Here is a 12,956-nt window from a genome sequence, read left to right as displayed (position 1 = left end):
GGTGCAAATGTACAGCTAATACCAGCGGAATAAGTCCCTAAAAACAAAGCGAGGAAGCCACATGGCTTCCTCGCTTTGTTTTATAATAATTACTCTTAAAGTTGCTCTTCTGCTGTTACGGCTGTGGTATCGAGCCGTGCCAGTTCATTTATTTCCTCCCGCAGGTGGCTTCTCATCTGCATCAGCCAACCGCGTATGTGCTGGTCATCGGCTTTCAGGATCGCTTCCTTGTACCGGCTTAGCTGCGCCTTATGTGTGCTGATAACGAAATCACGGTAGCGGGCATCAAACTCCTCTCCTTCCAATAGTTTCAGGTCCTGCACCAAACCCCAGTCAGCACCGCCTAAGGTATCGGGCAACTGTATGTTCTTCTGCTTCGCCGTCAGGCGTTGCAATTCTTTTAGCGCGTCGCCATGGTACTGTATGGCTTTCTGTGCCATGGCCCGGATTTGCTCTGTTTGCGCCTGCTCCATGGCGACTTTGCCAGCCTCTACCTGCAATAGGTTACTGCTGGCAGCATAATCCCAAAAAGCGGGGTCTTCCTCTAAAGTACGGGTTTCAGTGATGGATATCATCTCTGTTGGCTCACTGTCAGTGGCAGTGCCATCGCATCCCAACATGAGTAAAAACAAGAGGCCAAATAGGGTGGCTAAAACTTTGTCGAAGAACATATATTCCGGTGCTCGCATCAATTAGGTGTGTTACCTATACTACGAAGCCCGCCTGAATAGTTCAGGGCATTTTCAGTTTCTGCAAAAAGTACAGCACAAGCTTATTCGGCTGCTATTCCTCCTACTATGTCCATTTAGAAAGTGTAGCTCTTGCGCACCACCGTCAGGTTGCTCGTGTTACCCTGTTCGGCTATCACGTGGGCAGGCTTTGGCTCTTTTACAAGCTGCTGGGGTAACCCGACGCTCTGATCGTACAGGTAGAGCGTGAGCGGCATTTCTGGTTTAAGACGTAATGCCAACTCCACTTGCTTGCTTAAGGGCAGGCCATGCAGACGCATAGTATATACCGGCCCCTGCTCTGTCTCCGTTGGCTTCAGCTGTAACTCCTCTCCCCCTACGCTGGCACCTAAAAGGGCCTCCGCTGTTTCTGGCTGTAACACCACTTCGAAATGGGCTGCCTCGCGTGGCGAGTGAAGGCGTAGACGCAGCAAACGCTCACCTCGCACCACCGTGTCTTGCAGCACCTGTGCTGTGGGAGCAGGCACGTCTACTGTACTTGCTTCATTTTTCAGGTAAGGATATCCTGCATGCGGGTATAACTCTTTCAGAGGACCGGTTGTTGCATTCGGGAAAAACTGCTGGTTCCATTCATCGGTAGAGGTGAAGGAAGAAGCCCAGTAAGCCTTATCCGTGTCCTTGTTGAGGTAATAACTTACATGGCTGTGCAGCGGGCGCTCAGAGGTAGGCTGCTCCTGGTTTAGGGCAAGTACCACTGTACCCACGCCCAGTACCAGCAGTACCAGCGGAAAGAAAGGTACACCGCGCCAGCTAAAGCCCTGATGAATCAGGACAAACAAGGGTAACAGCAGGCCCAGCAACAGTACAAACAAGGCCACCGAAGCCACAGGCAGCTGCAAGGCAAAAGCCACGAACACAAACTGCAGGATCGGAAAGACCAGGAAGATGGCAGGCACGACAGACAAGAGCAGGACAAGACTAAACAGCCAGCCTTGTTTCTCCTTTTGATGCAGGCCTAGCAAGAGTACCACCAGAGCACCTGCTAGCGCAAACAAAAGCGGGAACACCAACAGGTAAGTGGCAGCGGGCACTGTAAGGTACAAGGCCAGCATCAGCACAAACCAGCAGGTAAAGGTGCCCGTCAGCAGCGAGAACAGGCGTAGCCAGCGCAGCACCAGCCAGCTGAACAGCACAAACAGGCCCAAAGCCAGTAGCAGGTAGGCTATAAAGAAGATACCGGAACTGTATACCCCGTTAAAAGGATGCGTGTAAGGCAGCTGCTCCAGCACCAGGCTATTGATAGGCAGAAACAGGCCGGCTACAAGGGCCAGCAGTACCAGGTAGGCGAAGAAGCCCAGGATACACTGCCCTACTGTCAGGGCGCCTCGTTTCAGCCCCACAACGTAAACTGCCCCTAACAACAGCGCCGTTATTCCTACCCACAGCAGGTTCAGCCCCAAGGGGTAACGCACCACGCGGCCATCCAGCACACTAAAAAAGACAACATCGGGAGCTTTGGTATGGGCCAGCGAGACATTGCCGAAGTGCCGGGTCAGGGCCAGCATGTTACTGCCATGTTGCTGCAGGCTGCCCTGGTCCAGGTTTTCAGGTGAGTCAGTGCCTTTGTGGTAATGTACAAAGCCATCGATAAAAGCGGCGTTAAGACCTGGGTAACCGGCATTTTTAAATACGGTGAAATCCGTGTTGTTCGGCATGCGGCGGTACACCTCGTACATTAAGGAATGGATAAAAGGATAAGGAGCGACCTGGGCGTACTGCTCTGCCAGCCAGCCATTCTCCGGGCTCATCTCAAAGGTCATGCTCGGGCCGGCGTTACCGCGGGCCTCCAGGTTCAGCACCAGTGCCACGTCTTCCAGCCAGGGGTGTTTCATAAAAGCAGCAGCGCCGTACAAGCCGTACTCCTCGCCATCCGTCAGCAGTACAATCACGTCGTGCTCCAGCGGCTCTCCCTGCTTCAGGGCACGCACTGTTTCAAGTATCGCGGCTACCCCGGCACCATCATCCCCGGCTCCAAGCGTGTTGGGCTGCGAATCGTAATGGGCCATTAACAGGATCGCTTCCTCCCCGTCACCAGTGCCTTTTAGCCTACCCACCAGGTTGTACACATGCCCTACCAAAGAAGCTCCCTCGATAGGGTTCAGGGCAAAGGTATCCTGCACCTGCGGGTTCAGGCCCAGTTCCTCCATTTGCTCCAATAGGTAAGCCCTGACTTCAGCATGGGCAGCGGTCCCCATGGCGCGCGGCTCCTGCGCAATCTGCCGTACATGCTGCATGGCGCGCTCTGCAGAGAACGCAGTAAGTGGCGCTGTGGCTGGCGCAGGCGCAGGAGCTTGTAACAGATAAGAGCTTAGCCAGGCAAGGCCTGTCAGCATGAGCAGTAAAAAGAGGGCAAGTATCGGGTGGTGTCGGCGCATACGAATTTCATCCTCATATTCAGGAGGCTAACCCAATATATAAAGAAGTTCTTATACGCTGCTCTTAGAGCAAGCTGTTTCTAAGGTCGACAAAAGCAAAGCGGCACCCCCTGCTAGAGAGAGTGCCGCTTTCCGGAGCTTTACTGGTCCTCCTGCTTTACTCGTCATTCATCGGCTCCTTTATCTGGTCCTCACGCAGGCGCACTGGCTCTGTCTTTTTACGCAACTGCATGTTGAGCACCTCCACCATCAGCGAGAAGAACATGGCAAAGTAGATGTAACCTTTCGGGATATGCTGGTGCAGGGCCTCCACGATCAGCATCACACCAATCAGGATCAGGAACGACAGGGCCAGCATTTTTACCGTTGGGTGCTTGTTCACAAAGTCACTCACAGCCTTAGCAAAGATCAGCATGATGATCATCGCGAAAACTACGGCAATAATCATAATGATCACCTCCTCTGCCAGCCCCACGGCTGTGAGGATGGAATCGAAGGAAAACACGATGTCGATCAGCACGATCTGAACGAGGACTTTACTGAGGGTCACCTGCGCTTTCGCATTACCATGGCCTTCTTCCTCCCCTTCCAGCTTGCCATGTATCTCAGTCGTACTCTTAGCAAGCAGGAACAGGCCACCACCGAAGAGAATGATATCGCGCCACGACACAGGGAACTCCTCCTCCGTAAACGGCAGGTTAACATTAAACAGCGGGGCACTGGCTCCTACTATCCAGGAGATGAACAGCAACAGGATGACACGGAAAACCAACGCCAGCCCCAGACCGATCACACGGCCCTTTCCCTGTTCTTCCTGTGGCAGTCTGCCCACCACAATCGAGATAAACACGATGTTATCAATGCCGAGCACCACCTCCATAAAGGTTAGCGTCAGCAGACTTATCCAGGTGTCTGGATTAGCAAATATTTCCATAGTTAGGTTTAGTATTAGTGAACAGCCACTTGTAGGCTGGGGTTGGCTTAATGGCTAAGAGTTGTACAGTTATCTGAAAAGCTACAATAAAGCGCAGGCCAAGGCCTTTCCAGCATTAAAGGATGTTTAACAAGTAATAAATAAAATTAAGACTTCATGTTTACGTACTGCAGCGGCATTCCGATCTCTTCTGCGTTGCCCCGCAGCAGTGCAATCACCTCCTGCAGGTCATCAATCTTCTTTCCTGTTACCCGGATGGTCTCATCCATCATGGCCGCCGAAACCTTTAGCTTGCTGTCTTTGATCAGCTTCATGATCTTTTTAGAGGTTTCCTTGTCGATACCCGCCTTCACCTTGATGTCTTTCTTCACCATGGCACCGGACTGATAGGCGTCCTTCGAGAAATCGAGGGCCGTGGCATCCAGGCCCTGCTTCACCATCTTGCCAATCAGGACGTCCTCTGTGTGCTGCAGGCGCATGTCGTTCTCCATGCTGATGTGCACTTCACTGGCCTTTTTATCATACTCCAGGCTGCCCTTGGTATCGCGGAAGTCGTAACGGTTCATGATCTCTTTACGGGCTGTATTCACGGCATTGTCCATAACCTGTGGATCTACCTTGCTCACGATGTCGAAAGATGCCATAGTTTTGTTCTTTGTTTTTTATCTTTAAAATTGTTTTAGACGCTTTAGCGCAAACAAAGTTATTTTATTTTAACCACTAGTCAGCAGGTACTATATAGAAGAACTTTAATTTTTACCCTTGCCCCTGCCAGGGTAGCAAAGCCGCTTTTAAGTGCCTGCAAGAGAAGTCGACTAGCCGCTTCTAAAAAGAAAGGTCCGACCATGAAGATTATTACCCCTGCCACTGCCGAAGATTTTAACAAGTATTACCGTCTGCGCTACGAGACCCTGCGCCAGCCCTGGGGCCAACCGGAGGGCAGCGAAAAGGTGGAAGACGACGAGACAGCCGTTCACGCCATGTTGGTGAATGATGCAGGCGAGGCCATCGGTATCTGCCGCCTGCACCTGAACACACCTGAGGAAGGACAGCTCCGCTTTATGGGTATCCGGCAAGACCAGCAGGGCAAGGCCCTCGGCAATTTACTGATGGAGCACCTGGAGGCAAAAGCCCGGGAGATGGGCGCCAACCGGATGATGCTGCACGCCCGTGAGTACGCTGTAAACTTTTATCGCCGCAACGGGTATGAAGTGGAAGAGGAATCATACCTGCTGTTTGGCACCATACAACACTACAAAATGGCCAAGCAGCTGTGATGTATATCTACAGCTATGAAAAAACAAACCAAACTATTGCTGGGAACAACGGCACTAGTAGCAAGTGCTGTCGCCTTAAACATCCGGAACCGCAAACAAGCGCCCCTTGATACAGTACCCAACGTAGACCTGAAACGCTATGCCGGGCGGTGGTACGAAATTTCAAAAATACCCCAATACTTTGAGAAAGGCTGCCACTGCGTATATGCAGAGTATACCCTAAATCCGGAAGGGTATGTGGAAGTAAATAACGCCTGCCACAAAGGAAGCCCCTCCGGCAAGCTGGACGTGGCAAAGGGCAAGGCCTTCCCGATAGAGGGAAGCCATAACAGCAAGCTCAAAGTACAGTTTTTCTGGCCCTTTAAAGGCGACTACTGGATTCTGGAACTGGACCCGGACTACCGGTATGCCCTGGTGGGCTCCCCCGACCGCAAGAGCCTCTGGATCTTATCCCGCACGCCTACCCTTGACAGCGCTGTGTATGACCTGATGGTACAACAGGCAAAAAGCAAGGGCTTCCCTGTAGAGCGCCTGTGCCTGACAGACCAGAGTTGTTACACTTAGCTTAGTGACGGAATGAGTACAGGCCTAAGAGAAATTTATAACCTGATAGATAGCAGCCGTATGTACTGTAACAGCAACTTAACGGAAAATCATGAGCAGTTATCAGTATAAAATTTACTACCCGGCCCAGTACCAGGAACAGCCAGACAAAAAGTGGCCCCTGATCCTGTTCCTGCACGGGGCCGGCGAGCGCGGCAATAACCTGGAACTCCTGAAGCGGCAGGGCCTGCCGGCTTACCTGGAGGGCAAGGAAGACTTTCCCTTTGTTGTGGCTTACCCACAGTGTCCGGCACGCGCTTACTGGCAGGTACCGCTTCTGAACGAGTGGCTGGAGGAAGTGCTAACTAAAGTACGGGCCGATGAATCGCGTATTTACCTGACAGGCATTAGCATGGGCGGCTACGGCACCTGGCACTGGGCAGCAGCTAACCCTGATAAGTTTGCCGCTGCCTTACCCATTTGTGGGGGAGGTGATCCGAAGCAGGCTGATAAGCTCACCCATTTGCCTATTTGGGCTTTCCATGGCGTAAAAGATGACATCGTGCCGGTAGAAGAGACGCTGGATATGGTAGAGGCTGTGCGGGCATTAGGGGGAAACGTGAAACAAACGATTTATCCGAACCTCTACCACGACTCCTGGACAGCCACTTACAACGACCCCGAAGTATACGATTGGCTGTTACAGCATCAGAAAAAGGAGCAGTAAGAAGCTTTTCAGTTTTCTGGCTGATAATCCAGGGGCAGCATGTCGCCCAGTTTCTCCCAGCCCCAGTAACCTTCAAAGAGCAGGCCCAGCGGCTCATAAAAGCTCCCGTTCTCATCCAGAACTACCTGGTTGGTGGTAAGGGAAACAACCGAGGTCTGGTAGCCAGGTTCTCGGGTCCGAAACATGTTCTCCTGCCGGACATAAGCTTCTTCCTCCATTTCGCCGGTGTACACCACCTGGAAAAAGTCATCGAACTTCAGGATGAGCTGCCCCTCCTTCTCTTGCAGGTAGGCAGGGTAAGGCACCCGGTTTGTATCCAGTCGGGCAATAAGCTTGGGCAGGCTCGCCCGGGAGAGAACACTGGAAGTTGTATCGTCCAGCTTTAAAACGGCACCGCTTACAGCGCTGGCCTTCGCTTTGGCCCTGGCTGCAGCAATTTCCTCGTCACTTGGTCGGCTCGGGTTGGGCACCCGATACAGCCTGCGCAGGTTAAAGCCCTGCTCTTCCAGTTGCCGTTGCCGAAGTGCACGCACAAAGTGCATCACAGAACCCCTGTAGGCCTGCCGCCGCTGCTTGTTCCACCTGCGCTGCTTTCCCTTGCCTCCCGCCATCGGCTTAAAGCTCGGATATCCCAGGTAGGCGGTATAGCCATCATGGGTGTACAGCTTAAACTCCTGCAGCAGGTAACTAATGGTATAGCCAAGAGCCGGGTTCTCTATCTTCAGCACGTCTTTTGCCTTCACCTCCAGTAAGCCGGCCTGCGGGTCGAACATAATGGTGAGCACCTCAGGGTTCAGCAATTTGCACTGCCGGGCGACAGCACTCATACCAATAAAGTTCTCTTTAAACACTTCTAGGTTCACGTACCACTGCTCGTCGCGCGCGGCCTCCACCTGCACCTCCTTTAAGGCAAAGGCTTTTTTGGTGAGCTTAAACAGAAAGGACGGGGGCAGCTGCTCTGTGTTCACCTGGTAAACAATAGGCTCATAGCCCAGGTACGACACCACCACGTCATACCTACCTGCCGGCAGGTTAAGCGAGAACTCGCCTTTCTTGTTAGTAAGCGTTCCTTTAGTTGTGGTGTTGATAAAAACTGAAACTGCCTCGAGGGGTTCGTTTGTCTTGTCTTCCACTACGCGCCCCTTCAGCTTGTACTGGGCAAGCACCGGAAGGCTAAGCAGCAGCCATGTTAGCAGAAGTAAGGCTTTCTTCATAGGCAGTGTAGTTGCTCGCACGGCAGAAGTTAGCCAGACTCGACCTGCTTTCAAAAACTTTAACCTTTCTTTAACCCTTGGCGCTACCCCGCCTGCCGCTTTTCCTGTATTCTTTTTACCATCTTGCGCATCAGGCTTCGGGGGGCAAGCCTTGCGGAGAAAGCTGTAAACTTGTTCTGGATACCCGGTATCACCACCACTTCCCCGTTCAGCACGCCCTCGTAACCTGCTTTGGCCACACTGCGGGCACTGGCCACCAACTGGCTCGAAAAAAGCCCCGAGCCTTCCAGGTTAGCACTCGCCTTAAAGTCTGTTTCGGTAGGGCCGGGGGAGAGCGTGGTCACTGTCACCTTACTGTCCTCCAGCTCTGTTGCCAGGGCCTCTGAGAAGGACTGCACGTAAGCCTTGCTGGCGTAGTAAACGGCCATAAACGGACCAGCAGGAGGGAAAGCTGCTGTAGAGGAAACATTCAGGATCTTGCCCGTTGCCTCCTCCGGTAGTTGATTCAGAAACAGCTTGCACAGCGCGGTAAGCGATGTGATGTTCAGTTGGATCATGTCCAGCTCTTTCTGTAAGTCAGAATCCTTAAAAGCCCCGTAGTACCCAAAGCCGGCGTTGTTAACTAACACATCTACCTGCCTGCCCTCCTGCTTCAGCGCCTGAAACACCTTCTCCGGCCCGTCCGGCTTGCTCAGGTCCTGTGCAATAACCCTGGTATATACTTTATACTGGATAGCAAAGCGCAAAGCCAGGCTGTTCAGCTTCTCCTCTGACCGGGCCACCAGCACCAGGTCGTGCCCATCCTGCGCAAATAGTTCAGCCAGTTCCAGGCCTATTCCGCCGGAGGCTCCTGTAATTAAAGCAGTGTATTTCTGCTGTTTTTGGTCTGCCATAACGTCTCTTTTTAATTTACCTTGCATACGTGCCAAGAGCAGACAGGGTGCGTAGACCTTTTCCCTCTACGGCTCATCGCTATTTAGAAAGTGCCACAAAGCAAGAATGCCCCCGCACTGGCATAAAGCCGTACGGGGGCATTGCAAACAAACTATGTAAGGCCTTTCTTACTGCGCAGGCTTAATGGAAACCGGCAGCATCAGATTTTCCCAAAGCAACACAATGCCGTCATTCGTCACATCGTATTTCAGGCGCTCGTTCATGGCAGTTGACTTTTGTGGCTTCGCAGTTACGCGCAGCGCATCCTGCTGCTGATCGTACTGCGTGCCCCACTGGTCTGCTACTTTGTTAAAGATAACCGTCCACTCGTCTTCGCCAGGTATAGTATAGAAGCTGTAGCGTCCGGCTGGCAGGCGTTGGCCCTCTACCAACACATCCTGATCCACTTCCACGGTAGTGGCCTCGTTGGCTCCAGAGCGCCACACTTCTCCGTAGCGCACTAAGTCGCCCCATATCTCGCGGCCGTTTACAGCCGGGCTGCTATAGTTTACCACCACTGTTGCCGGGCCTACCTTACCCGTGGCCGTAGCAGGCGGGCTAGCCCGGTTGGCCTTTGAATCCTGGGCCCAGGCGCTTGCCGAGATCAGCACGCCTAGCAGTAAAAGAGTCAGTAAACGTAATCCCTTTGTGTTTTTCATAGTTAGCTTATTTTGTTTTAGCAGAAAGATAGAGAAAAGGAAGGAATCTTAAAACAAGATTATCAAGTAATTAGCCAACGGATGCAGGATCCTGTAGTAGCGACCACCCGGTAAATACCGTATAGGAAGAGCGATTGCCTCTGGAGCCTGAATGGGCCGCAAGGCGAAAACCTATTTGTGAAGAAAGCATGCCATCCTATAACAGCAGAAACTTTAAAAGGAATTATAACAGACCAGGCCGAAGCCGCACAGTCAGAAGCAGCCGGAGCGGGTACTCGGGGAACGGGTATCCTGGTCGGGCACAGGAACGGATACCAGGCCGAAGCGGTCGAACCAACAGGGCCAGGCGAGGGGCACAAGCCCGCAACCGGAGAAGAGAGTCGGCCACGGGCGCAGCCGTAAAGGGAGCCGAAAACAGGCTCAAGAACTTCCGGCAGGCTTCTATCCTGGCGGTGGCCATCACTGGCTTTATCATGCTGATGTTTGCCCCCGACGAGGCGGGGCTAGCCGCACAAGATACAGCACCACAGGAAGAGGCTGTGATGGCAGATGCTATCGAAGCAAATGATGAAATGGCCGTAGATGACCCGGTAGCAGAAGAGATAGCGGAAGGGGACAGTACCGTTGCCCTGTCCAGCAAAGAGTCTGCGGACGAGGCCATTGGGGCATTGCACAACCTCTGGGAGGGCTTCCTCTACAACCTCCCCAAGATCCTGATCGCACTCGGCACCCTGGTCTTTGCCTGGATCATCGCGCGCCTGCTAAAGCTTATGCTACAGCGGGCCCTTGGCCGTTGGGGTAGCTCCAACGCCATCATCTCCATTGTATCTATCTGTGTCTGGCTGCTGGCCGTTGGAGTGGCTTTAAGTGTAGTCGTAGGCGACATTCGGGCACTGGTCGGCTCGCTGGGCCTTGTTGGCCTGGCCCTCTCCTGGTCGCTGCAAACCCCCATTGAGAGCTTTACCGGCTGGCTCCTCAACTCCTTCCAAGGGTATTACCGCGTAGGTGACCGCGTGCGAGTGGGCGATGTTTTTGGGGACGTTTACCGGATCGATTTTCTTACGACGACTGTCTGGGAGATCGGAGACCCCTACGAACCGGGCTTTGTGCAGGCCGAACAACCCACAGGCAGGATGGTTACCTTCCCGAACAACGAGATACTGACAGGCACTGTAACCAATTTAACCGGGGACTTCCCCTACGTTTGGGACGAGCTGGCAGTGGCGGTCGCAAACGAGTCGGACATGCCCCTGTCTCTGGAGGTGCTGGAGAAAGTGGCCCTTAACCTCCTTGGCGGGTACATGGTAGAGCCCGCGCGGAAGTACGGCCAGCTGCTAAAGCGGGCAGGCCTGGGGGACAATGTGTCTGAAAAGCCTCAGGTTTTCATGTCGCTGCAAGACTCCTGGACCAACATCATTATCCGGTACCTGGTAGGGGCACGGGAGCGCAGAAAGTGGAAAAGCGAACTGACACTGCGTGTAACGCAGGAATTGAGTAAGCCCGAGTACACCAACAAAATTATCCCTGTTTACCCTCGACAACAAGTGCAGTTTATTAACCCGGAAGGGGTGCCCGTAGAAGTAAAGAGTTTTCGAAATGATGGGGAAGCATAAGCCGCTATGGCATCAGTTGTGATAGCTGACAAATGTCTTGATTGGCAAGTTATGGCTGAAAGCTGTAATTTAGGTTGCCTGAAGCCTACCCTAACCGGCTCCGAGGCTCTAGCAAAAGGAATTGGAACAACACAAGCAGCCCATAGCACCCGCTCCGCTTAAAACACGGCTGGCCCCTACTCCGAGTGGCTACCTGCACCTGGGCAATGCCCTCTCGTTTGCCCTGACATGGGCCTTGGCCCGCAAGAGCCATGGCACCCTTGCCCTGCGCATTGATGACCTGGACAATACCCGTTTCCGGGAAGAGTACCTGCAGGATATTTTTGACACAATCCGCTTCCTGGGCATCGACTACGACGAGGGGCCTCAGGATGCCAGAGACTTTCTCGAGCACTACTCCCAGCACCGCCGGCTGTCGCAGTACCAGGAGATGCTGGAGCAGTTATCCGCCCAGGGCCTGCTGTACGCCTGCCCCTGCTCCCGTAGCCAGATCACGGCTGTCTCACCACAAGGCCTCTACCCCCTCACTTGCCGCGCCAAGGGCTTGCCACTAAGCCAGCCTGGCACTGCCTGGCGCATTCGTGTTCCAGAAGACACCGTTATCTCTTTTCAGGACCTGTTGCTTGGCCGCTGCCACATCCCCCTGGGTCAGGAAATGCCTGACTTCGTGGTGCGCCGCAAGGACGGCGTTCCTGCTTACCAGGTTGCCTCGGTGTGCGATGACCTGCTCATGGGTATTACTCATTTAGTGCGGGGCCAGGACTTATTAGCCTCCACTGCCGCCCAGCTGTTCTTAGCGCAATGTGCCGGAGAAAGCTCCTTCGCCACGATGCAGTTTCTGCATCACCCGATCCTCCTCGAACCGGATGGAAACAAGTTGTCGAAGTCTCACGATTCTCTCTCCATTAATCAAATGCGAAAGCAGGGCTTGGCGTCACAGGGTCTGTGGCAAAAGATTGCGCAGGTGCTGGGCTGGCAGGACGCAGAGATCGGGGATGCCCAGTCCTTTCTGGAAAGATTCCGCCTGGCAGACGTCCCGTCCCAGCCGCGTAAAATATCTTCCTCCGACTGTTAAGTTCAGCTGCTTTCAAGGACACATGCAAGTTAAGGTGTTAAGGCTATCTCAGGAGACAAGCCCGTGTCCTTAGTTGGAATGGTCATGCAGGATTTTCCACCCGGACTTAGTATTGGCAAAAACCAGGGAGTAGCGCCCGCTCTGCTTGGTTGAGTCCGTAGCGGTAAGGGTATAACGGCCTGTTACCAGTGCATGGCTTTCTCCTAGCGGGCGCACTTCCAGACTGTCAAAGCTTAAAGCCGAGGCCGGTTTGCCATCAATAAACACTTCCTGGTAATATGCTTTCATCTCCTGTACGCCTATAGGCCCTTTAGGCGTCATAAACGTGCCGGCGCTATCGTACATGGTGATAAATTTATCCAGGTCACCCTTGTTCCAGTCTGCCGTGGTCGCTTCCAACGTAGGGATGATAGTAGTAAAATCTGCAGCTGCTACCTCAGCAGGGTGGTCTTTTGGTGCGCTACAGGCTACAGTCAGAGCAGCGGCAGCTAGTAAAGCAAAGTGGTTGGTGCGATGGAAGAACTTCATACGATAGCGATAAGATTTAGAGTTCAGGATGAAAGAAGAATAAATATATGCAAAACTTAATATTTTTCCTATCCGCCCCTGCTACTCACCACCTGCTTCAAGCCCTGCTCATCTAGTAGTGTTGCAGCGCTACCACCTTTGCACGCTTATCACCTCACCCCTACTTTTATTACCTAATAAACAAATTTTAATTATTTTTTATGTAAAATTTGCAAACATAAAAGCCATTACTTACGTTTGTCATACTACAACACAGCAACACACTGTAGGGTGTTGAAACTGGCAGACAAGCCCTCCTATCTCGGGGGTGAAGGTTATGGGACAAAGCA

At 52.9% G+C, this 12,956-nt stretch carries 13 protein-coding genes; 5 read left to right on the top strand and 8 right to left on the bottom strand.

From position 1 onward, the window contains the following. Positions 1-95: 95 nt before the first annotated feature. The 4 genes from CHB92_RS17490 to CHB92_RS17475 all read right to left on the bottom strand — a co-directional run bounded on the left by CHB92_RS17490 (position 96) and on the right by CHB92_RS17475 (position 4,702). A complete protein-coding gene (locus tag CHB92_RS17490; RefSeq protein WP_089320534.1) occupies positions 96-689 on the bottom strand; it encodes a DUF4142 domain-containing protein in 594 nt (197 codons plus the stop codon). Between the two features lie 116 nt (positions 690-805). Continuing rightward, on the bottom strand, positions 806-3,124 hold the full coding sequence (locus tag CHB92_RS17485) for a M28 family peptidase (RefSeq protein WP_089320533.1): 2,319 nt from the start codon (positions 3,122-3,124) through the stop codon (positions 806-808). 157 nt (positions 3,125-3,281) lie between these two features. Further along, positions 3,282-4,058 (bottom strand): TerC family protein, encoded by a 777-nt coding sequence (locus CHB92_RS17480; RefSeq protein WP_089320532.1) that lies wholly within the window; start codon positions 4,056-4,058, stop codon positions 3,282-3,284. Between the two features lie 146 nt (positions 4,059-4,204). After that, positions 4,205-4,702 carry a YajQ family cyclic di-GMP-binding protein gene (locus tag CHB92_RS17475; protein ID WP_089320531.1) on the bottom strand — a complete coding sequence of 166 codons (498 nt, stop codon included), beginning with the start codon at positions 4,700-4,702 and terminating at the stop codon, positions 4,205-4,207. 201 nt (positions 4,703-4,903) lie between these two features. Between CHB92_RS17475 and CHB92_RS17470 the strand changes: the two genes are divergently transcribed. The 3 genes from CHB92_RS17470 to CHB92_RS17460 all read left to right on the top strand — a co-directional run bounded on the left by CHB92_RS17470 (position 4,904) and on the right by CHB92_RS17460 (position 6,605). Continuing rightward, a complete protein-coding gene (locus tag CHB92_RS17470) occupies positions 4,904-5,335 on the top strand; it encodes a GNAT family N-acetyltransferase (RefSeq protein ID WP_089320530.1) in 432 nt (143 codons plus the stop codon). Positions 5,336-5,350: 15 nt separating this feature from the next. Continuing rightward, complete coding sequence (locus CHB92_RS17465) at positions 5,351-5,899, top strand: lipocalin family protein (RefSeq protein ID WP_089320529.1); 549 nt, start codon at positions 5,351-5,353, stop codon at positions 5,897-5,899. Positions 5,900-5,990: 91 nt separating this feature from the next. Continuing rightward, positions 5,991-6,605, top strand: coding sequence for a carboxylesterase family protein (locus tag CHB92_RS17460; RefSeq protein WP_089320528.1), 615 nt, complete (start codon positions 5,991-5,993; stop codon positions 6,603-6,605). A gap of 8 nt (positions 6,606-6,613) precedes the next feature. Here the strand turns inward: CHB92_RS17460 and CHB92_RS17455 are convergent, their stop codons facing one another. The 3 genes from CHB92_RS17455 to CHB92_RS17445 all read right to left on the bottom strand — a co-directional run bounded on the left by CHB92_RS17455 (position 6,614) and on the right by CHB92_RS17445 (position 9,411). Further along, positions 6,614-7,819 (bottom strand): carboxypeptidase-like regulatory domain-containing protein, encoded by a 1,206-nt coding sequence (locus CHB92_RS17455; protein ID WP_089320527.1) that lies wholly within the window; start codon positions 7,817-7,819, stop codon positions 6,614-6,616. 83 nt (positions 7,820-7,902) lie between these two features. After that, the gene (locus CHB92_RS17450) at positions 7,903-8,712 is read right to left on the bottom strand and encodes an SDR family NAD(P)-dependent oxidoreductase (protein ID WP_089320526.1); all 810 of its coding nucleotides are present in this window, start codon (positions 8,710-8,712) and stop codon (positions 7,903-7,905) included. Between the two features lie 168 nt (positions 8,713-8,880). After that, positions 8,881-9,411 (bottom strand): DUF2911 domain-containing protein, encoded by a 531-nt coding sequence (locus tag CHB92_RS17445; protein WP_089320525.1) that lies wholly within the window; start codon positions 9,409-9,411, stop codon positions 8,881-8,883. Between the two features lie 188 nt (positions 9,412-9,599). Between CHB92_RS17445 and CHB92_RS17440 the strand changes: the two genes are divergently transcribed. Together CHB92_RS17440 and CHB92_RS17435 are read left to right on the top strand one after the other, a co-directional pair. After that, on the top strand, positions 9,600-11,024 hold the full coding sequence (locus CHB92_RS17440) for a mechanosensitive ion channel family protein (protein ID WP_089320524.1): 1,425 nt from the start codon (positions 9,600-9,602) through the stop codon (positions 11,022-11,024). 121 nt (positions 11,025-11,145) lie between these two features. Beyond that, on the top strand, positions 11,146-12,099 hold the full coding sequence (locus CHB92_RS17435; RefSeq protein WP_245842676.1) for a glutamate--tRNA ligase family protein: 954 nt from the start codon (positions 11,146-11,148) through the stop codon (positions 12,097-12,099). Between the two features lie 69 nt (positions 12,100-12,168). On the opposite strand, the gene CHB92_RS17430 is transcribed toward CHB92_RS17435, so the two are convergent. Then, positions 12,169-12,627: a YybH family protein gene (locus tag CHB92_RS17430; protein WP_089320523.1), complete on the bottom strand. Its 459-nt coding sequence runs from the start codon at positions 12,625-12,627 to the stop codon at positions 12,169-12,171. Positions 12,628-12,956 lie beyond the last annotated feature (329 nt).

This window comes from Pontibacter ummariensis (assembly GCF_900188175.1).
Lineage (GTDB): Bacteria > Bacteroidota > Bacteroidia > Cytophagales > Hymenobacteraceae > Pontibacter > Pontibacter ummariensis.
The sequence above is the reverse complement of the archived record's forward strand: the minus strand, read 5'-3'. Positions and strand labels throughout refer to the sequence as shown.